The sequence below is a fragment of the Pseudomonas orientalis genome, from assembly GCF_022807995.1.
In the GTDB taxonomy this organism is placed as follows: Bacteria; Pseudomonadota; Gammaproteobacteria; order Pseudomonadales; family Pseudomonadaceae; genus Aquipseudomonas; species Aquipseudomonas orientalis_B.
On sequence record NZ_CP094351.1, the window covers coordinates 4,878,769 to 4,899,866 of the forward strand.

Sequence of the window (21,098 nt, forward strand, 5' to 3'; positions counted from 1 at the left end):
ATCTTGACGATGACCTACTCTCACATGGGGAAACCCCACACTACCATCGGCGATGCATCGTTTCACTGCTGAGTTCGGGATGGGATCAGGTGGTTCCAATGCTCTATGGTCGTCAAGAAATTCGGGTACTGAGTCGTGACCTGTTGGCCTCGCTTCAGCAAATTGGGTATGTGACAGTTTTCGGTGTTTTGTGAGCGTCGAACTTTCGGTTCATCTCGTCTTCACACACCGCAATCTGATGCTCGTTAGAGTAATCAAATTGCTTGGGTGTTATATGGTCAAGCCTCACGGGCAATTAGTATTGGTTAGCTCAACGCCTCACAGCGCTTACACACCCAACCTATCAACGTCGTAGTCTTCGACGGCCCTTCAGGGAACTCAAGGTTCCAGTGAGATCTCATCTTGAGGCTAGTTTCCCGCTTAGATGCTTTCAGCGGTTATCTATTCCGAACATAGCTACCCGGCAATGCCACTGGCGTGACAACCGGAACACCAGAGGTTCGTCCACTCCGGTCCTCTCGTACTAGGAGCAGCCCCTCTCAAATCTCAAACGTCCACGGCAGATAGGGACCGAACTGTCTCACGACGTTCTAAACCCAGCTCGCGTACCACTTTAAATGGCGAACAGCCATACCCTTGGGACCGGCTTCAGCCCCAGGATGTGATGAGCCGACATCGAGGTGCCAAACACCGCCGTCGATATGAACTCTTGGGCGGTATCAGCCTGTTATCCCCGGAGTACCTTTTATCCGTTGAGCGATGGCCCTTCCATACAGAACCACCGGATCACTAAGACCTACTTTCGTACCTGCTCGACGTGTCTGTCTCGCAGTCAAGCGCGCTTTTGCCTTTATACTCTACGACCGATTTCCGACCGGTCTGAGCGCACCTTCGTACTCCTCCGTTACTCTTTAGGAGGAGACCGCCCCAGTCAAACTACCCACCATACACTGTCCTCGATCCGGATAACGGACCTGAGTTAGAACCTCAAAGTTGCCAGGGTGGTATTTCAAGGTTGGCTCCACGCAGACTGGCGTCCACGCTTCAAAGCCTCCCACCTATCCTACACAAGCAAATTCAAAGTCCAGTGCAAAGCTATAGTAAAGGTTCACGGGGTCTTTCCGTCTAGCCGCGGATACACTGCATCTTCACAGCGATTTCAATTTCACTGAGTCTCGGGTGGAGACAGCGCCGCCATCGTTACGCCATTCGTGCAGGTCGGAACTTACCCGACAAGGAATTTCGCTACCTTAGGACCGTTATAGTTACGGCCGCCGTTTACCGGGGCTTCGATCAAGAGCTTCGCGTTAGCTAACCCCATCAATTAACCTTCCGGCACCGGGCAGGCGTCACACCCTATACGTCCACTTTCGTGTTTGCAGAGTGCTGTGTTTTTAATAAACAGTCGCAGCGGCCTGGTATCTTCGACCGGCATGAGCTTACGGAGCAAGTCCTTCACCCTCACCGGCGCACCTTCTCCCGAAGTTACGGTGCCATTTTGCCTAGTTCCTTCACCCGAGTTCTCTCAAGCGCCTTGGTATTCTCTACCCAACCACCTGTGTCGGTTTGGGGTACGGTTCCTGGTTACCTGAAGCTTAGAAGCTTTTCTTGGAAGCATGGCATCAACCACTTCGTCGTCTAAAAGACGACTCGTCATCAGCTCTCGGCCTTAGAATCCCGGATTTACCTAAGATTCCAGCCTACCACCTTAAACTTGGACAACCAACGCCAAGCTGGCCTAGCCTTCTCCGTCCCTCCATCGCAATAACCAGAAGTACAGGAATATTAACCTGTTTTCCATCGACTACGCTTTTCAGCCTCGCCTTAGGGACCGACTAACCCTGCGTCGATTAACGTTGCGCAGGAAACCTTGGTCTTTCGGCGTGGGTGTTTTTCACACCCATTGTCGTTACTCATGTCAGCATTCGCACTTCTGATACCTCCAGCAAGCTTCTCAACTCACCTTCACAGGCTTACAGAACGCTCCTCTACCGCATCACTTACGTGATACCCGTAGCTTCGGTGTATGGTTTGAGCCCCGTTACATCTTCCGCGCAGGCCGACTCGACTAGTGAGCTATTACGCTTTCTTTAAAGGGTGGCTGCTTCTAAGCCAACCTCCTAGCTGTCTAAGCCTTCCCACATCGTTTCCCACTTAACCATAACTTTGGGACCTTAGCTGACGGTCTGGGTTGTTTCCCTTTTCACGACGGACGTTAGCACCCGCCGTGTGTCTCCCATGCTCGGCACTTGTAGGTATTCGGAGTTTGCATCGGTTTGGTAAGTCGGGATGACCCCCTAGCCGAAACAGTGCTCTACCCCCTACAGTGATACATGAGGCGCTACCTAAATAGCTTTCGAGGAGAACCAGCTATCTCCGAGCTTGATTAGCCTTTCACTCCGATCCACAGGTCATCCGCTAACTTTTCAACGGTAGTCGGTTCGGTCCTCCAGTTAGTGTTACCCAACCTTCAACCTGCCCATGGATAGATCGCCCGGTTTCGGGTCTATTCCCAGCGACTAGACGCCCTATTAAGACTCGCTTTCGCTACGCCTCCCCTATTCGGTTAAGCTCGCCACTGAAAATAAGTCGCTGACCCATTATACAAAAGGTACGCAGTCACCCAACAAAGTGGGCTCCCACTGCTTGTACGCATACGGTTTCAGGATCTATTTCACTCCCCTCTCCGGGGTTCTTTTCGCCTTTCCCTCACGGTACTAGTTCACTATCGGTCAGTCAGTAGTATTTAGCCTTGGAGGATGGTCCCCCCATATTCAGACAAAGTTTCTCGTGCTCCGTCCTACTCGATTTCATGACTAAGAGATTTTCGCGTACAGGGCTATCACCCACTATGGCCGCACTTTCCAGAGCGTTCCGCTAATCTCAAAGCCACTTAAGGGCTAGTCCCCGTTCGCTCGCCACTACTAAGGGAATCTCGGTTGATTTCTTTTCCTCAGGGTACTTAGATGTTTCAGTTCCCCTGGTTCGCTCCATACACCTATGTATTCAGTGTAAGGTAACCATCTTATGATGGCTGGGTTCCCCCATTCAGACATCTCCGGATCAAAGTCTGTTTGCCGACTCCCCGAAGCTTTTCGCAGGCTACCACGTCTTTCATCGCCTCTGACTGCCAAGGCATCCACCGTATGCGCTTCTTCACTTGACCATATAACCCCAAGCAATCTGGTTATACTGTGAAGACAACATTCGCCGAAAATTCGAATTTCTCAGTTAAGAGAACTCACAAATTTTACCTTAGCCTGAGCCGTTACCAGTGAAAGTAACGTTCAGTCTATCTTTCTATCACATACCCAAATTTTTAAAGAACGAACTAGTCAAAGACTAGAAATCAACATTCACCATCATGATAATGGAATGCTCATTTCTAAGCTTTATACAAACAGAAGCAGTAGTGGTGGAGCCAAACGGGATCGAACCGTTGACCTCCTGCGTGCAAGGCAGGCGCTCTCCCAGCTGAGCTATGGCCCCGTATTTCTACAGGCGTTTCCCACACAAAATTGGTGGGTCTGGGCAGATTCGAACTGCCGACCTCACCCTTATCAGGGGTGCGCTCTAACCAACTGAGCTACAGACCCAATTTCGGGCTGCTTCTTATCGTCTTCTTCAATGAATCAAGCAATTCGTGTGGGAACTTATGGAGCAGCTGATGTCGTCGATTAAGGAGGTGATCCAGCCGCAGGTTCCCCTACGGCTACCTTGTTACGACTTCACCCCAGTCATGAATCACACCGTGGTAACCGTCCTCCCGAAGGTTAGACTAGCTACTTCTGGTGCAACCCACTCCCATGGTGTGACGGGCGGTGTGTACAAGGCCCGGGAACGTATTCACCGCGACATTCTGATTCGCGATTACTAGCGATTCCGACTTCACGCAGTCGAGTTGCAGACTGCGATCCGGACTACGATCGGTTTTGTGGGATTAGCTCCACCTCGCGGCTTGGCAACCCTCTGTACCGACCATTGTAGCACGTGTGTAGCCCAGGCCGTAAGGGCCATGATGACTTGACGTCATCCCCACCTTCCTCCGGTTTGTCACCGGCAGTCTCCTTAGAGTGCCCACCATAACGTGCTGGTAACTAAGGACAAGGGTTGCGCTCGTTACGGGACTTAACCCAACATCTCACGACACGAGCTGACGACAGCCATGCAGCACCTGTCTCAATGTTCCCGAAGGCACCCATCCATCTCTGGAAAGTTCATTGGATGTCAAGGCCTGGTAAGGTTCTTCGCGTTGCTTCGAATTAAACCACATGCTCCACCGCTTGTGCGGGCCCCCGTCAATTCATTTGAGTTTTAACCTTGCGGCCGTACTCCCCAGGCGGTCAACTTAATGCGTTAGCTGCGCCACTAAGAGCTCAAGGCTCCCAACGGCTAGTTGACATCGTTTACGGCGTGGACTACCAGGGTATCTAATCCTGTTTGCTCCCCACGCTTTCGCACCTCAGTGTCAGTGTTGGTCCAGGTGGTCGCCTTCGCCACTGGTGTTCCTTCCTATATCTACGCATTTCACCGCTACACAGGAAATTCCACCACCCTCTACCACACTCTAGTCAGTCAGTTTTGAATGCAGTTCCCAGGTTGAGCCCGGGGATTTCACATCCAACTTAACAAACCACCTACGCGCGCTTTACGCCCAGTAATTCCGATTAACGCTTGCACCCTCTGTATTACCGCGGCTGCTGGCACAGAGTTAGCCGGTGCTTATTCTGTCGGTAACGTCAAAACAATCACGTATTAGGTAACTGCCCTTCCTCCCAACTTAAAGTGCTTTACAATCCGAAGACCTTCTTCACACACGCGGCATGGCTGGATCAGGCTTTCGCCCATTGTCCAATATTCCCCACTGCTGCCTCCCGTAGGAGTCTGGACCGTGTCTCAGTTCCAGTGTGACTGATCATCCTCTCAGACCAGTTACGGATCGTCGCCTTGGTGAGCCATTACCTCACCAACTAGCTAATCCGACCTAGGCTCATCTGATAGCGCAAGGCCCGAAGGTCCCCTGCTTTCTCCCGTAGGACGTATGCGGTATTAGCGTCCGTTTCCGAACGTTATCCCCCACTACCAGGCAGATTCCTAGGCTTTACTCACCCGTCCGCCGCTCTCAAGAGAAGCAAGCTTCTCTCTACCGCTCGACTTGCATGTGTTAGGCCTGCCGCCAGCGTTCAATCTGAGCCATGATCAAACTCTTCAGTTCAAACATCTTTGGGTTTTTAAGAAACCCTAAACTTGGCTCAGCAATCGTTGGTTATTCTTTGATTTCTCGCGGAGTAACTTGTGATGCTGATAATCTTGTTGACTATCAGTCTGACCCCACAAGCACCCACACGAATTGCTTGATTCAGTTGTTAAAGAGCGGTTGGTTAAGATGTTTCGTCTCAACCGAGGCGCGCATTCTACAGCAGCCTCATTTGCTGTCAAGTGGTTATTTTCAGAAGTTTTCGAAGAATTCTTCAACAACTTCAACCACTTGCGCTTGCGATCTCTCGTAAGCGGGAGGCGAATTCTACAGCGTTACACGCTGCTGTCAACACCTCTTTTTCAACTTCCTTCTGGCTTCGATGAACTGAAGCGACCTGCTGCCAAAACTTGCTTAACTCGTTGTTTACCAAGGAGTTTTCCGTTTCGACTGCGCCGGAAGTGGGGCGAATTATAGGCGCACAGAATCTGCCGTCAAGGGCTAATTACAGTTTTGTTGCAGAAGACGGTTTTTTAGCAATAAGGCGAGGGATTCGGCGCATCACCGGTGGCACCCGCAATAGAAGAAGCAGCGCACCAATGGAAGCGTAGACAGCCCACTCCTTCAAATCAGCCCGAACTATCCAGAGCATATGCAGCAAACCAAGTCCGAGAATCACATAGACCAAACGGTGCAGTTTCTTCCAGCGGCTCCCCAACCGTCGCTGACTGTAACGATTGGAGGTCGCAGCCAAAACCAGCAAGCCCACAAACCCCAACGTGCCGACAATGATGTACGGGCGCTTACGCAACTCCACACCCAGCTGCGACCAGTCAAGCCCGAGGACAAACACGCAATAGGCTGCCAAATGCAGCGTCACATAGGCAAAGCACCACAACCCTAGTTGCCGGCGTACCGCAATCCACCCCGCCCAACCGCTTAGTTTCTGAAGCGGAGTCATGCCAAGCGTGATTAGCAACAGAATCAAGGTGCCCAGGCCGAGGCGATCCACCAGCACCTTCCCAGGGTCGGGCCCGAGGGCAAAACTCCAGGCCTCATATAGCCAGAACAACGGCCATACCGCGACAGCTATAAAGACGCCAATGCGCCAGAGCGGATAGCGCATCAATAGTTCTTCCGCAGGTCGAGGCCCGCATATAACGAGGCGACCTCATCCGAGTAGCCATTGAACATCTGGGTCTCACGCACGTTCGGGCTGAAAAGGCCGCTCGGCAGACGACGCTCACGCGCCTGGGTCCAGCGAGGATGGTCAACCGTCGGGTTCACATTCGCATAGAAGCCATATTCATCTGCAGCAATACTTTGCCAGGTCGTTTTAGGCTGCTCGCTGACAAGACTGATCCTCACGATCGATTTCACGCTCTTGAAACCATACTTCCACGGCACGACCAACCGCAACGGCGCACCGTTCTGGTTGGGCAACTCTCGCCCGTACATACCAACAGCAAGGATCGCCAGTGGATTCATCGCCTCGTCCAGGCGCAGCCCTTCTATATAAGGCCAATCGATCAAGCCGAAACTGGAGCGCTGACCCGGCATGCTCTTCGGATCCTGCAGCGTTTCAAAGCGGATGAACTTCGCCTTGGAAGTAGGCTCAACCTGCTTGAGCAGGGCGGAAATGGGAAAGCCGATCCATGGAATTACCATCGACCACGCCTCGACGCACCGCAGTCGATAGATGCGCTCTTCCAACTCGTAAGGCTTCATGAAGTCTTCCAACGCGTAGCGCCCAGGCTTGGCGACCTCACCATCGATCACAACACTCCAGGGTTCAGTCTTGAGTGAACCCGCATTGGCCGCCGGGTCGCCCTTGTCCGTGCCAAATTCATAGAAGTTGTTGTAGTGGGTTGCGTCCTTGAACGGCGTGATGGCCTCGTCCTTTACGGTCACTGCCTGCCACTTTGTACCGGGGAGTTTTTGCGAAAACCAGTCGGGCGCCCTGCCCGGTTCGACATCGGCATAGCGTGCCGCCTCCTCGGCACTGGCCCATCGGGGCAGGCTGCTCGCGGCGATACCGGCAAGCGCGCCACCGAGCAAGCTGCGGCGAGAGAGGTAGAAAGATTCAGGCGTGACATCCGATTCATGGCAATCGGACGCTTTGGGGATCTTGATTAACATGGCAACTCCGCAGCATTGGAGGACAGGTGCTCCAATAGACTGCGGAGTATGGGGGAAATTACATTAAGGCAACGTTTTGTCCCGGCGAAGATGCAGCAGGTACTGGATCGGCCCGGAAGCGGCATAGACCAGGAAGGCCAACAGCAGAATGCGCGGCGGATCGCTGAACACCACTGCAAACACCAGCACCACGACAAGAATCGCGACGAAAGGCACACGCCCCTTGAGGTCCAGCTCCTTGAAGCTGTTGTACTTGATGTTGCTGACCATCAGCATGCCGGCCGCTGCAACCATCAGCGCTACCAGGAACGACATCTTCGACCCCTGGATGCCGTAATCACTGAATGCCCAGACGATACCCGCCACCACGCCCGCGGCAGCGGGGCTGGCCAGTCCAATGAAGTAACGCTTGTCGGCAGTGCCTACCTGGGTATTGAATCGCGCAAGCCGCAACGCCGCACCGGCAACATAGATGAAGGCAACCATCCAGCCGACCTTACCCATATCACCCAAGGCCCAGGCAAACGCCAGGAGCGCAGGGGCAACACCGAATGCAACCATGTCCGACAACGAGTCGTACTCGGCACCGAAGGCGCTTTGGGTATTGGTCATGCGCGCCACGCGACCATCCAGGCCATCAAGCACCATGGCGACGAAGATGGCGATGGCAGCAAAACCGAAGTACTTGCTGGCACTCGCGGCATCACCTGCCGCCAATGCGCTCTGGGCGCTCATCGAGTTAATGATGGAATAGAAGCCGGCAAACAGGTTTGCCGTGGTGAACAGGTTGGGCAGCAGATAGATGCCACGATGCCGGACCTTGCGGCCTTCCGCGTCATGCCCTTCTTCGACATGTTCATCGATCGGCAGCATGCTTTCGGCGTCGGAAGCCTGGTTTGGCTCTTCGGGACGTTCGCTCATGGACTTTACCTTGCAACGGTGTGAAAAAAATTCGACAGATACTTGCGGCGAGTGTTCGCCCGCAACGATGCAGCTTTATACCAGAACCCGCTTACCCAAACGAAAAAACGCGGCCTAAGCCGCGTTTTCCCTTGATACGTGCGACTTAGTTCTTGGCTTTGTCGACGATCTTGTTGGCACCGATCCACGGCATCATGGAGCGCAGCTGCTCGCCGATGACTTCGATACCGTGGGCAGCGTTGTTACGACGCTTGGCGGTCATCGAAGGGTAGCCGGTCGCGCCTTCGCTGATGAACATTTTGGCGTACTCGCCGTCCTGAATACGTTTCAGGGCGTTGCGCATAGCCTGACGGGATTCGGCGTTGATCACTTCCGGGCCGGTCACGTATTCGCCATATTCAGCGTTGTTGGAGATCGAGTAGTTCATGTTGGCGATACCGCCTTCGTACATGAGGTCAACGATCAGCTTCAGTTCGTGCAGGCATTCAAAGTAGGCCATTTCCGGCGCGTAGCCCGCTTCAACCAGGGTTTCGAAACCGGCTTTCACCAGCTCAACCGTACCGCCGCACAGTACGGCTTGTTCGCCGAACAGGTCGGTTTCGGTCTCGTCCTTGAAGGTGGTTTCGATGATGCCGGTACGACCGCCGCCAACGCCGGCAGCGTAGGACAGCGCCACGTTCTTGGCATTGCCCGAAGCGTCCTGGTAGATCGCGATCAGGTCAGGGATACCGCCGCCCTTGACGAACTCGGAACGTACGGTGTGGCCCGGAGCCTTCGGCGCGATCATGATCACGTCGAGGTCAGCGCGCGGCACAACCTGGTTGTAGTGGATCGCGAAGCCGTGGGAGAAGGCCAGGGTGGCGCCTTTCTTGATGTTCGGCTCGATTTCATTCTTGTACAGCGCGGACTGGAATTCGTCCGGGGTCAGGATCATGACCAGGTCGGCAGCCGCAACAGCGGAAGCCACGTCGGTCACTTTCAGGCCGTGGGCTTCGGCCTTGGCAACGGTAGCCGAGCCTTTGCGCAGGCCAACGGTCACGTCAACGCCGGAATCTTTCAGGTTGCACGCTTGGGCGTGACCCTGGGAGCCGTAACCGATGATGGCGACTTTCTTGCCCTGGATGATCGACAGGTCACAATCTTTATCGTAATAAACTTTCATGAGGTTCCTCTATATATCCAGGCCGTAAGGCCATTCGCTAATTGGGTTAGATGCTGAGTACTTTGTCGCCACGGGCGATTCCGGTGACACCACTGCGTACGGTTTCCAGAATCGAGGCCGTCCCGATCGACTGGATGAAGCTGTCCAGCTTGTCGCTTGTACCGGTCAGTTGCACGGTATAGACGCTGGCGCTCACATCGACGATCTGCCCGCGATAAATATCGGTAGTGCGCTTGATCTCGGCACGCTGGGCGCCTGTAGCCTTGACCTTGACCAGCATCAGCTCGCGCTCGATATGGGCACTTTCCGACAGGTCGACCAGCTTGACCACTTCGATCAGCTTGTTGAGGTTCTTGGTGATCTGCTCAATCACCTCATCGTGGCCCACGGTGGTCAACGTCAGGCGCGACAGGGTCGGGTCTTCGGTCGGGGCCACGGTCAGGCTTTCGATGTTGTAGTTGCGTTGCGAAAACAGGCCGACAACACGAGACAGAGCGCCGGGTTCGTTCTCCAGAAGCAGGGAGATAATATGCCGCATGATTAAGTACGCTCCGTCTTGTTCAGCCACATGTCGCGCATAGAGCCGTCTTTGATCTGCATCGGGTAGACGTGCTCGCTGGTATCGACCTTGATATCGATGAACACCAGGCGGTCCTTCATGGCGAACGCTTCTTCCATCTTCGGCTTAAGATCTTTCAAATCGGTGATGCGCATGCCGACGTGGCCATAGGCTTCAACCAACTTGACGAAATCCGGCAACGATTCCATGTAGGAATGGGAGTGACGGCTGCCGTAGCTCATGTCCTGCCACTGACGAACCATGCCCAGCACGCCGTTGTTCAGGCAGACGATCTTCACGGGAAGGCCGTACTGCAGGCACGTCGACAATTCCTGGATGTTCATCTGGATACTGCCTTCACCGGTGACGCACGCGACGTCCGTATCCGGGAAGCTCAGTTTCACACCCATGGCCGCAGGGAAACCAAAGCCCATCGTGCCCAAGCCACCGGAGTTGATCCAGCGGTTAGGCTTGTCGAATGTGTAGTACTGCGCCGCGAACATCTGATGCTGGCCCACGTCGGAGGTTACAAAGGCATCGCCCTTGGTCACTTCGCACAGGGTCTCGATTACGGTTTGCGGCTTGATAATGCTGCCGTCGCCCTTGTCGTAAGGAAACAGGCCGCGGTCACCGCGCCATTCGTCGATCTGCTTCCACCAGCTGGCAACGGAGTCTTTGTTCGGCGTTTCGCCGATGTCCTTGAGCGCTGCGACCATTTCGGTCAGTACGCTTTCAACCGGACCCACGATCGGCACGTCGGCCTTGATGGTCTTGGAAATGGACGCCGGGTCGATGTCGATATGGATGATCTTGGCATTCGGGCAAAACTTGCTCGCGCCATTGATCACGCGGTCATCGAAACGTGCGCCCACGGCCAGGATCACATCGGCGTGGTGCATGGTCAGGTTGGCGGTGTAGCTGCCATGCATGCCGAGCATACCGACGAACTGACGATCCGAGCCCGGGAATGCGCCGAGGCCCATCAAGGTATTGGTCACCGGCAGGTTCAGCAGCTTGGCCAACTCGGTCAGCGGTGCGGAACCGCCCCCCAGAATCACGCCACCACCGGAGTACAGCACCGGGCGCTTGGCCGCCAGGAGCATCTCTGCCGCCTTGCGGATTTGCCCCGAGTGCCCGCGCACGGCCGGGCTGTAGGAGCGAAGCTTGGCCTTCTTCGGGAAGATGTATTCGAATTTCTCGGCCGGGTTGGTCATGTCCTTGGGAATATCCACCACGACAGGACCCGGGCGACCGGATTGTGCGAGGTAGAACGCCTTTTTCATGACGTCCGGAATTTCCGACGCGTGCTTGATCATGAAGCTGTGTTTCACGATCGGCCGGGAGATACCGATCATGTCGGTTTCCTGGAACGCGTCGGTGCCGACCATGGTGCTGGCGACCTGGCCGGAAATGATCACCATCGGAATGGAGTCCATATAGGCAGTCGCGATGCCAGTGATGGCATTGGTTGCGCCCGGGCCGGACGTTACCAGTACCACGCCGGCTTTACCGGTGGCACGGGCGTAGCCGTCAGCCATATGGGTCGCGGCCTGTTCGTGGCGAACCAGGATGTGGGTAACAGCCGGTTCCTTGAACAGTGCGTCGTAGACATGCAGCAGAGCACCACCCGGGTACCCGTAGATATAGTCGACGCCTTCGTCACGCAAAAAGCGGACGAGCATCTCACCGCCAGATAAAAGCTCCACGTTGTTCACCTCTAAAACGCCAGAATACCGTCCGTTGAAAACCGACGGGTCTTAATAGGTTTACTTCTCAACAGAGCATGAGCGACGGTGGTCGCCGACTACGTCAGCACTGACTGAGCAAGTATTGGGATCGTCCCAAGTGTTGCGGGCTTTTCCCACCCAGCGCGAGGTAACGCGTTGCGGGTGTTACAGGTCGGCGCGGATATGCGCCTCATGATCTGCTGAGCGGGCCTGCTTCTGGCAGTCCCGATACAGCGGACTTTGGATTCTTCTGTTTCAGGCCCTTCAAGTCAAGCAATAATTGCGCTTTTTTCCAACTAAGCGCATGAGAACGTAGGAGAAAGGGCTCTGAGGAGGGATAAAACTCGCCTGAATGTCGTCAAGCGGTAGAAATATGCGCAAGACTGCCGGAAAAACCGGCAGTCAGGCAATTAACGAGCGTCAGTGATCAATTGGTCGAACTTTTTCAGCGCATTGCGCAAGCCAAGGCTCTCCAGAGGACGGTCGGCGTAGACCATCTCGGCCATCTCCAGAATTCCGGAAGCGTTGGGCAAAGGCAGGTCCCGTTCGAGGATCTGCTTCATGCGTACCAGGAAAATCCATTGCAGCCACTGGTGAAAATCCAATGTGTCGACCGAAAAAGGCTCGACGCTGCCGAGCGCTTCGGCGCTGGGGGATACCTCATCCCACCAGCCCTGCACGCGCAGCTCTCGCTCGATCAGCAACAACTGTTCGGCAATCGCCGGAAAACGTGCATCCATCAGAGGTTGACCTTGGCTTTTGCGCGAGCCTGGGCAGCGCCGGCGGCGTCACCCTGGGCGGCACGCGCGTCGCCGATCAGCGCCCACAGGCTGGCTTGCAGGTCGGGGCGACCGTTGGCCATGCTCAAACCACGGCGAGCGAACTGCTCGGCTTGCGGCGCATCGCCCTGGGCCATCCGTACCTGGGCCAGGCGATACAGCACTTGCGGTTCGCGAGGCGCTACGCGCTGGGCACGCTCCAGGCTCGACGAAGCGCCATTGAGGTCGCCACCGGCCTGCTGTTGCTGGGCGGTGGTGAGCAGCGCCAATACCGGGCCGTCCAGTTGTTCGTCAGCCGACAGGCCGCCCGCACTGGACGACGAAGGAATGCCGCTCGGCGTCGACGGCATGGTGTAGGTGCCCTGGTTGACCGGCGCCGTCTGGATCGGCGTGGAGTCGACCGGCCCCGAAGTGCTTGGCCCTGGCGTCCAGGGTTCGGCGCTGATCGGGGCTGCGGTAGCGGCACCACTGCCAGGCACCATCACCACCACGCCCGAATCCTGCGGCAGTGCCTGCGGCTTGGCCTGTGCCGGACGGTTGGTCACGGTTTGACGAAACCCGCCCTTGGCTGAAATCCGCTCGCTATTAGAGACGCCCGTGCTCGCGTCCACGACCGGAATGGAGCCGCGTTGCACGCTGGAGCAACCGCCGAGCAAAGCCAGAACTGTAATCGCTGGAATCCACAACTTGTTCACTTGAAACCCTCTTTGCTTAATTCATCCAGCCCTTGACCCAATCCATCACCGAATCCGCGTCAGCCGGGGCGCTGCCCCCGCAGGCGGCACCGGGTGGTGGCTCGCTGCCGCGAATATACGGCATCTGCACCGCCCCCGGGCAGTTGGTATCGGAACCCTGGCCTGTGTGCGGATCAATCCAGGCCTGCACGATATTGTCCGGCTGCGGCATGTTGAGTGGCAACGGGTCAGCCTTGCGCATGAAGCTGGTCCAGACCTGCAGCGCACCGGTCGCACCGGTGAACGGCGTCTTGCCATTATCGTCACGGCCCAGCCACACCACGGCCAGCACGTCCTGGCCGAAACCTGCGAACCAACTGTCGCGCGAGTCGTTACTGGTGCCGGTCTTGCCCGCCAGCGTCAGGCTCGACGGCAGCACGCTGTAGACCGCGCGTCCGGTACCTTCACGCATCACACGCTGCATGGCGTTCTGGATCAGGTAGATGGAGCCCGCATCGAAACGCTGCTGGATCTGGAACGGATAGCGCTTGAGCGGTTCGCCCTCGGCGGTCAGCACACTGCGAATACCGCGCATCGGGGTGTTGAAACCACCGTTGGCCAGGGTCTGGTACATGGTGGCCACTTCCATCGGACTCATGGCTGCCGCTCCCAGCAGCATCGACGGGAACGCTGGGAACTCCCGTTCGATACCCAAGCGCGCCAACGTCTTCAGGACATTCGGCACACCGACTTCAAGCCCCAGGCGCGAGGTCGAGATATTGTAGGAATGCGCCAACCCCTGATACAGGAACACGGTGCCGTGGGAGCGGCGGTCGAAGTTCTTTGGCGTCCACACCTGACCATCGGCGCCTTTGATCGACAGCGGATCATCCGACAGCCAACTGGTGAGCGTGTACTTGCTCGGCTTTTCCAGGGCGGTCAGGTAAACCGCCGGCTTGACCAGCGAGCCGATCGGGCGCACGGCGTCCAGGGCGCGGTTGAAACCGGCGAAACTGGCCTGGCGGCTGCCGATCATGGCCTGGACTTCACCGGTTTCCGGGTTGGTCACAACCATCGCAGCTTCCACTTCATCGGAGCCTTTGCGGCCGGTCAGGCGTTTGAAGGTGTCATTGACCGATGCCTCGGCCTTCATCTGCAGAATAGGGTCGAAGCTGGTGAAGATACGCAGGCCTTCTTCAGTCAAGTCTTCGTCGCGGTAGTCTTCGCGCAACTGACGTTTGACCAGGTCGATAAAGCCGGGGAACGAGCTGTCCGCCAGCTTGCCGCGCGTGGTGACGCCCAGCGGCATTTTCTTCGCGGCAGCGACCTGTTCGGCCGTGGCAACGCCCTGCTGTTCCAGCACATCGAGCACCAGGTTGCGCCGTTCGAGCGCACGTTCCGGATTGCGACGCGGATTGTAATAGGACGGCCCCTTGACCATCCCCACCAGCAAGGCCACCTGATGCAACTTCAATTCTGACAACGGCTGCCCGAAGAAAAACTGGCTGGCCAAGCCGAAACCGTGCACCGCGCGCTGACCATCCTGGCCCACGAAGACTTCGTTGAGGTACGCCTCAAGGATTTCCTGCTTGCTGTAATGCAACTCCAGGAGCATCGCCATCATGGCTTCGGTGAGCTTGCGCGTCAGGCTGCGCTCGTTGGTCAGGTAGAAGTTTTTCACCAACTGCTGGGTGAGCGTACTGCCACCCTGGGTCATCCTGCCGCCGGAGGTATTGACCCAAACCGCGCGGGCAATCGACTTCGGCGAAACGCCCCAGTGGCTGTAGAAGTCGCGGTCTTCGACGGCGACCAGGGTGTCCAGCAGATACGGAGGCGCCTGATCGAGCTTGATCAGGATGCGATCTTCAAGGTTCTTCGGGTAAATGCCGCCAATCATCAGCGGTTCAAGACGCACCACCGGCAGCTTGGCGCCGTTGAGCGACGACAGCTCGGCCACGTAATCGCCGGAAAAGCGCACGCGTACCGGCTGGGCTTTTTCCAGGCCTTCGTAGAACTGGAAGCCACGGGTGTTCAGGTCGACGGTATTGCCGCTGACCGCCGCCGCGCCCGGGCCGTTGCTCACGGGTTCGCGTCGATAGCCCAGCGCATCGAGTTCGGTGAGGAAGTCGTCCTTGCTCAGTTTCTGGCCGGCGAACAATTCCAGCGGGCGTGCATACACCTTGGCCGGGATGGTCCAGCGCTTGCCGGAGAACTTCTCCTGGACCACGGCATCGAGATACACCGCCACGCCGGCGAGCGCCACAAGGCCAACCAGGCCGAGCTTGAGCGCCCAGCCCAGCCACGGGCGCAGACTGCGCGAAGGAGGTTTTTTACGGGAACGGGGAGATCGGGTTCGAGTCATGGCGGCGGATTATACGCACTTTATTGATGATCAACATGAGCCGGACAGCGGTTTGCACGACAGCTCGCAGCGGCCATAATGCCCGCCATGATTTCTCCCAGACTTTGAAGGATCGCCCGTGAGCCAGTCCCTGATCGCAGCCCTGCAAAACCCGGCGTTGTACCCGCATCCGGTGGAAGCATTTCAAGTCATTGAAACCCATATTTCCTGGGTGATCCTGACCGGTCCCTATGCTTATAAACTGAAGAAACCGATGAACTTCGGTTTTTTGGACTTCACCGATCTGGAAAAGCGCGGCCACTTCTGCAACGAAGAACTGCGCCTCAACCAGCGCCTGACTGAAGATTTGTATCTTGAAGTGTTGCCAATTACCGGCACGGCTGACGCACCGCACCTGGCTGGCGACGGCCCGGTGATCGAGTACGCGCTGAAAATGCGCCAGTTCCCGCAAAGCCAGATGTTGAGCACCTTGCAAGCCAACGGTGAACTCACCAGCACGCACATTGACGAAATGGCCAGGCAGATTGCGCAGTTCCATCTCAACGCGCCCAAAGTCCCACAGGAACACCCGGCCGGCACCCCGGATGAAGTGATGGCCCCGGTACGCCAAAACTTTGAACAGATCCGCCCGTTCCTCAGCGACAAGGCCGACCTGACTCAACTGGAAGCCCTGCAAGCCTGGGCCGAAAGCAGCTTCGAACGCCTCAAGCCGCTGCTGGAACAGCGCAAGCTCAATGGGTTCACCCGCGAATGCCACGGTGACATCCACTTGGGCAACGCGACCCTGATCGACGGCCATGTGGTGATCTTCGACTGCATCGAATTCAACGAGCCGTTCCGCTTTACCGACGTGTACGCCGACACCGCATTCCTGGCGATGGACCTGGAAGACCGTGGCCTCAAATGCCTCGCGCGCCGGTTTATCAGCCAATACCTGGAACTGACCGGCGATTATCAGGGCCTGGAGCTGCTCAATTTCTACAAGGCGTATCGCGCCCTGGTCCGGGCCAAGGTTGCGCTGTTCAGCATGCCGAGCGAAGCCAACCCGGTGCAACGCGCCACCACCCTGCGCCAGTACCGCAACTACGCCAACCTGGCTGAAAGCTACAGCACGATTCCCTCACGCTTCCTGGCAATTACCCACGGTGTTTCGGCCGTGGGCAAAAGCCATGTTGCCATGCGCCTGGTCGAGGCCCTGGGCGCGGTCCGCCTGCGTTCGGACGTGGAGCGCAAGCGCCTGTTTGGCGAGCAGCCTGTGGAAAATACACCGCAGGCCGGCATCTATAGCCATGACGCCAGTGCTGCAACGTACACGCGCCTGAACGAGATTGCCGATACCGTGCTTCGCGCCGGTTTCCCGGTGGTGCTGGATGCCACCTTCCTCAAACGCGAACAACGCGACGCGGCGGCCCGGGTTGCCGAAGCCACCGGCGCCCCGTTCCTGATTCTCGATTGCAATGCGCCCCAGGCCGTCATCACCAGTTGGCTGGCACAACGTCAGGCAGATAAAAACGATCCGTCCGACGCAACCTTGGCGGTTATCGAAGCGCAGCAAGCCAATCGTGAACCACTGAATGCCCAGGAGCTGCTATTGAGCAAGCGGGTCGAAACCAACGAAAGCGGGACCCTCGATGCGTTGGTGGCGCACATTCGTCAACGCTTGCCCGGCCTGTAAGAAATATTTCTTGGTCGTGTCGTCTCTTTTGACGCACGACCCTGCGATAGTGGCACTATAATGGCACCATAATACCAACAGGAGTCGCCGTCATGAGTCAGCCCAAGCTACTTGATACCCCGCTCTACGCGCTCCTGCACAAGGACGACATCCGCGGCTTCAATCAGGAGCGCCCCGCAGACGGGGTTATCGACATGCGTGGCGGCGACTTCCGGGGGTTGGACCTGCGCGAACTGGACGCCGCGGGTATCGACTTTACCGACGCTTACTTCCGCTCCGCCGACCTGCGCGGGCTGGATCTACGTGACTGTTCACTGGAAGGCGCCAGCCTGGCCCATGCGCAGATTTCCGGCACTTACTTCTCACCCGAGCTGACGGCTGACGAGATCCTGATGTCGGTCAATTTCGGCACCCGCCTGCGTTACCGCACCAAATAACCTCGAGACTTAGGCTCCCGGCTGCGCGACAAGCGTGCCGGGCGCTTTCGCCTGCCTGAGATACGGCGGCGTTCTTATAAGCTTTTGAGCCGTTCCCGACCAAAGAATCACGCTTTTCCTACTGAGCGCTACACTCATTTTCAGGCTTGCCTGGTCACGAATACCCACCGCACCTTCGGCCGTCGCAAGGAGGCTTGATGAACGATGAGCTGCAGCACCTGAAAAATCTTGGCAAGACGTCGGCGCAGTGGCTGCATGCGGTGGGCATCCACAGCGCGTCCGACTTACGCCGACTGGGGGCGGTCGATGCGTACCGCGCCGTGCGAACCCGCGGGTTTCGGGCATCGAAAGTCCTGCTGTATGCCATTGAAGGCGCATTGATGGATGTGCATTGGAACGACATTCCCCCAGAGCGCAAAGAGGCGTTGAACCGTCAGTTCGATGCGCTCTCGACGCGCCAGAAGATCTAGGTCCGCAAACGGACATCTGGAGAAAAATCGAGGATGGATAAAACAATTGTTGACTCTCAAATGAGAATCGTTATGATTATCACAACTGGTCGCGAGATCAGCCGATAACTGAAAGACCATTGGTTCGGACTCTCAGATTATCTCCTCATCAGGCTAATCACGGTTATTTGACCCGGCTCTTGCCGGGTCTTTTTTTGCCTGGAAAACGCTGTGCTCAGCGCGCGATGATCAACGGATGACCACGTTCCGGATGCGACTGCACCAACACATCCAGACCAAACACCGCCTTGAGCGGCTCGGGCCGCAGCACCTGTGCCGGAGTGTCCAGGGCATGCGGGCGCCCACCCGCCAGCAGCAGGATACGATCACAGTAACGCGCGGCCAGGTTCAGGTCATGCAGGATCACCAGCACCGCAGCGCCACGGTCGGCAAAGCTGCAGATGGCCTGGAGGGTCGTATGCTGATGCAACGGATCGAGCATCGACGTCGGTTCATCCAGCAACAACGTCTGCCCCGCCTCGCCCGGCCATAATTGCGCCAATACACGGGCCAGATGCACCCGCTGACGCTCCCCGCCCGACAACGCCAGGTAACTGCGACCGCTCAGGTGTCCCACGTCTGCCGCATGCAGTGCCGCGTTGATAATCTCCTTATCCCTTACTCGACCGGTCTGATGGGGCAAACGCCCCATGCCTACAACCTCCTCGACACGGAAAGCGAAGTCCAGAGTTGAGGTCTGGGGTAATACTGCCAGGCGTCGGGCGCGTTGCGCGCCGCTCAAATGCTTCAACTCCTGCTGGCCCAGCCAGACCTCGCCCTGATCAGGCAACAATTCACCGCACAGCGCACTCAACAAGGTGCTTTTACCCGCCCCGTTGGGCCCCAATACGCCCAGCACTTGGCCCGGAAGCAGGTCCAGGGTCACATCCGCCAACACGGTCTTGCCTGCGCGACGGATGTGCAGCGCTTCCACCCGCAGCATCAGGCGCGCCCCCGCAACAATAAATAGAGAAAAAAAGGCGCGCCGATAAACGCGGTGACGATACCGATCGGCAATTCCGCCGGCGCCAACGCCAGGCGCGCCACCAGATCGGCAAACAGCAGCAAACTTGCGCCCGCCAGCACCGAAGCCGGCAGCAACACACGATGATCCGGCCCTGCCAGCAACCGCACCAGGTGCGGCACCACCAATCCGACAAAGCCGATCATGCCCGCCGCAGCCACCGCTGCGCCGACGCCCAACGCCGTACAGAACACCAGTTCACGCTTGAGCTTTTCAACATCAATACCCAAATGACTGGCCTCGGATTCACCCAGCAGCAGTGCATTCAAGGCCTTTGCCCGGCGCGGCAGCCACAGCGCCACGCCCGCACTGACCAGCAGCAACGGCCATAATCGCGAATAGCTGGCACCGTTGAGGCTACCCAGGTTCCAGAATGTCAGAGTACGCAGGGTGGCGTCGTCCGCCAGGTAGGTAAGCAGCCCCACCGTGGAGCCGGCGAGCGCCGTCAGCGCAATACCGGCGAGCAGCATCGTCGCGACGTTGGTCTGGCCGTTGCGCCGTCCCAATCGATAAACCAGCGCGGTAACACCCAGGCCGCCCAGAAACGCGCAGATTGATAATAGATACGGCCCGAATGCGTCCGGCAACCCGCCAAAAAACGAGCCTGCGACAATCGCCACCGCCGCCCCCAATGCCGCGCCACTGGACACGCCCACCAAACCAGGATCGGCCAGCGGGTTGCGAAACAGCCCCTGCATCGCCACGCCCGACAATGCGAGTACACCCCCGACGGCCAGGCCCAGTAACGTACGCGGCAAACGAATCTGCCCCAGGATCAACTCGGCCTGTTCGAGCCCCTGGGCATTGATCGGCATCCCCAGCAATCGCAACGCGGCCCGGAGCGTGTCGAACAACGGCAGGCTGACCGGGCCCAGGGCCAGTGAAAGCCAGGTCGCCACCAGACACAACAGCGCCAGCCCGATAAACAGCGTTTTCGGTTTAACCAATGTGGTCATGGGGCGGTTTGCGCGCTGGACGGGTAAAACCCGGCCGACAGTTGTGCAAGGCTTTGCGGCAAGCGTGGCCCGAGCCCGCCCACCAGCAGCGTCGGATCCAACTCAATCACCCGGCCGCTCCTGGCCGCCGGCGTGGACGCGAGGATAGGATTTTCCTTGAACAACGCCACGCGGGCGTCTTCACCGCTGAGCGCCCGATCAGCAAATACCAGCACATCGGGACTCAACCCGGCCAGCGACTCCACCGAGAACAGCTTGTAACCACTGTGAGTCGCCAGGTTATGGCCGCCGGCCTGCTGCACTATCCAGTCAGCGGCGGTGTCCTTGCCGGCGATCAACGGCTTGCCGCCAGCGTTTCCGAGCAACAGCAACACGCCCGGTGCTTTTTGCGTCGACTGCGCCTTGGCCACCCAGGCTTTCTGTCGGTCCAGGGCCTGCTCATAGCCGCTGAACAATTGGCTGGCCCTGGCCTCGCTGTCCAGCAGCTTGCCCAAACGCGACAGGTTGGTGTTCAGGCTCGCCAAATCCGGCTGTGCCGAGAACATTTCTACCTGCACCCCGGCGCTGCGGATCTGCGCCAGCACCGGCGGTGGCCCCATTTCCTCGGTACCCACCAGCAGCTGCGGGCGCAGGCTGAGAATGCCTTCGGCCGACAATTGGCGCTGATAACCGATACTGGGCAATGCCTTGAGTGACGCCGGATGCTGGCTTGTCGTGTCCACGCCGACCAGTTTTGACTCACCCCCCAATGCCGTCACCCACTCCGATAACGCGCCACCGGCGCTGACCCAGCGTTGCGGCAGCTCCAAGGCTTGGGCGGTGTGGCTGACCAGCAATCCGGCAACAAGCGCGATAACGCTGGCACTCAGGCGCATAACAGGGTTTCCTTTCAAGGCAAAGCCGCTCAAGCACTCATCAATGTGACAGATACTGCCTGCCCGGCATCGTAATGAGCACCCGATCAGCTGAAGGGCGAT

The 21,098-nt window shown here is 57.5% G+C and carries 15 protein-coding genes, 2 tRNA genes and 3 rRNA genes; 3 read left to right on the top strand and 17 right to left on the bottom strand.

Features of this window, described 5'->3' with window-relative positions; all coding sequences use genetic code 11:
- Window position 1 precedes the first annotated feature (1 nt).
- The 14 genes from rrf to mrcB form a co-directional block, all read right to left on the bottom strand.
- Window positions 2–117, bottom strand: a 5S ribosomal RNA gene (rrf, locus tag MRY17_RS21795).
- Window positions 118–274: 157 nt separating this feature from the next.
- Window positions 275–3,166 (bottom strand): 23S ribosomal RNA (locus tag MRY17_RS21800).
- 247 nt (window positions 3,167–3,413) lie between these two features.
- Window positions 3,414–3,489: transfer RNA gene (locus MRY17_RS21805), tRNA-Ala, on the bottom strand.
- A 30-nt stretch (window positions 3,490–3,519) separates the two neighbouring features.
- Window positions 3,520–3,596 (bottom strand) — tRNA-Ile (locus tag MRY17_RS21810).
- A gap of 82 nt (window positions 3,597–3,678) precedes the next feature.
- Window positions 3,679–5,215: ribosomal RNA gene (locus tag MRY17_RS21815) — 16S ribosomal RNA — on the bottom strand.
- Together the 16S, 23S and 5S rRNA genes with 2 tRNA genes alongside form the textbook arrangement of a ribosomal RNA operon.
- Before the next feature lie 487 nt (window positions 5,216–5,702).
- Complete coding sequence (msrQ, locus tag MRY17_RS21820; protein ID WP_065892294.1) at window positions 5,703–6,323, bottom strand: protein-methionine-sulfoxide reductase heme-binding subunit MsrQ; 621 nt, start codon at window positions 6,321–6,323, stop codon at window positions 5,703–5,705.
- On the bottom strand, window positions 6,323–7,336 hold the full coding sequence (gene msrP, locus MRY17_RS21825) for a protein-methionine-sulfoxide reductase catalytic subunit MsrP (protein ID WP_191953196.1): 1,014 nt from the start codon (window positions 7,334–7,336) through the stop codon (window positions 6,323–6,325). Before msrP ends, msrQ begins: the two co-directional genes overlap by 1 nt.
- Before the next feature lie 63 nt (window positions 7,337–7,399).
- Complete coding sequence (gene pssA, locus MRY17_RS21830) at window positions 7,400–8,257, bottom strand: CDP-diacylglycerol--serine O-phosphatidyltransferase (RefSeq protein WP_005791399.1); 858 nt, start codon at window positions 8,255–8,257, stop codon at window positions 7,400–7,402.
- 145 nt (window positions 8,258–8,402) lie between these two features.
- Window positions 8,403–9,419 carry a ketol-acid reductoisomerase gene (gene ilvC, locus MRY17_RS21835; protein WP_003176099.1) on the bottom strand — a complete coding sequence of 339 codons (1,017 nt, stop codon included), beginning with the start codon at window positions 9,417–9,419 and terminating at the stop codon, window positions 8,403–8,405.
- A 46-nt stretch (window positions 9,420–9,465) separates the two neighbouring features.
- Complete coding sequence (gene ilvN, locus MRY17_RS21840; RefSeq protein WP_003176102.1) at window positions 9,466–9,957, bottom strand: acetolactate synthase small subunit; 492 nt, start codon at window positions 9,955–9,957, stop codon at window positions 9,466–9,468.
- 2 nt (window positions 9,958–9,959) lie between these two features.
- On the bottom strand, window positions 9,960–11,684 hold the full coding sequence (locus MRY17_RS21845; RefSeq protein WP_181285583.1) for an acetolactate synthase 3 large subunit: 1,725 nt from the start codon (window positions 11,682–11,684) through the stop codon (window positions 9,960–9,962).
- Window positions 11,685–12,115: 431 nt separating this feature from the next.
- Window positions 12,116–12,445, bottom strand: a complete 330-nt coding sequence (locus MRY17_RS21850) for a YqcC family protein (RefSeq protein WP_181285582.1) — start codon at window positions 12,443–12,445, stop codon at window positions 12,116–12,118.
- On the bottom strand, window positions 12,445–13,179 hold the full coding sequence (locus MRY17_RS21855) for a tetratricopeptide repeat protein (RefSeq protein ID WP_181285581.1): 735 nt from the start codon (window positions 13,177–13,179) through the stop codon (window positions 12,445–12,447). Before MRY17_RS21855 ends, MRY17_RS21850 begins: the two co-directional genes overlap by 1 nt.
- Window positions 13,180–13,195: 16 nt before the next feature.
- Entirely contained in the window at window positions 13,196–15,520 is a 2,325-nt protein-coding gene (gene mrcB, locus MRY17_RS21860; protein WP_243352843.1) for a penicillin-binding protein 1B, read from the bottom strand.
- Between the two features lie 118 nt (window positions 15,521–15,638).
- Here mrcB and MRY17_RS21865 point away from each other — a divergent pair, with 118 nt between their 5' ends.
- The 3 genes from MRY17_RS21865 (at window position 15,639) to MRY17_RS21875 (ending at window position 18,102) form a co-directional block, all read left to right on the top strand.
- A complete protein-coding gene (locus MRY17_RS21865) occupies window positions 15,639–17,195 on the top strand; it encodes an AAA family ATPase (RefSeq protein ID WP_243352844.1) in 1,557 nt (518 codons plus the stop codon).
- Between the two features lie 92 nt (window positions 17,196–17,287).
- A complete protein-coding gene (locus tag MRY17_RS21870; protein ID WP_191953198.1) occupies window positions 17,288–17,632 on the top strand; it encodes a pentapeptide repeat-containing protein in 345 nt (114 codons plus the stop codon).
- Between the two features lie 197 nt (window positions 17,633–17,829).
- Complete coding sequence (locus MRY17_RS21875) at window positions 17,830–18,102, top strand: TfoX/Sxy family protein (RefSeq protein WP_057725042.1); 273 nt, start codon at window positions 17,830–17,832, stop codon at window positions 18,100–18,102.
- Window positions 18,103–18,316: 214 nt separating this feature from the next.
- Here the strand turns inward: MRY17_RS21875 and MRY17_RS21880 are convergent, their stop codons facing one another.
- From MRY17_RS21880 to MRY17_RS21890, 3 genes are read right to left on the bottom strand one after another with little or no spacing between them, the layout of a single operon-like run.
- Window positions 18,317–19,084, bottom strand: coding sequence for a heme ABC transporter ATP-binding protein (locus tag MRY17_RS21880; protein ID WP_243352845.1), 768 nt, complete (start codon window positions 19,082–19,084; stop codon window positions 18,317–18,319).
- The gene (locus MRY17_RS21885) at window positions 19,084–20,067 is read right to left on the bottom strand and encodes a FecCD family ABC transporter permease (RefSeq protein WP_243353962.1); all 984 of its coding nucleotides are present in this window, start codon (window positions 20,065–20,067) and stop codon (window positions 19,084–19,086) included. The genes MRY17_RS21880 and MRY17_RS21885 overlap by 1 nt, the downstream gene beginning before the upstream one ends.
- A gap of 50 nt (window positions 20,068–20,117) precedes the next feature.
- Window positions 20,118–20,996 carry a heme/hemin ABC transporter substrate-binding protein gene (locus MRY17_RS21890; protein WP_243352846.1) on the bottom strand — a complete coding sequence of 293 codons (879 nt, stop codon included), beginning with the start codon at window positions 20,994–20,996 and terminating at the stop codon, window positions 20,118–20,120.
- Window positions 20,997–21,098 lie beyond the last annotated feature (102 nt).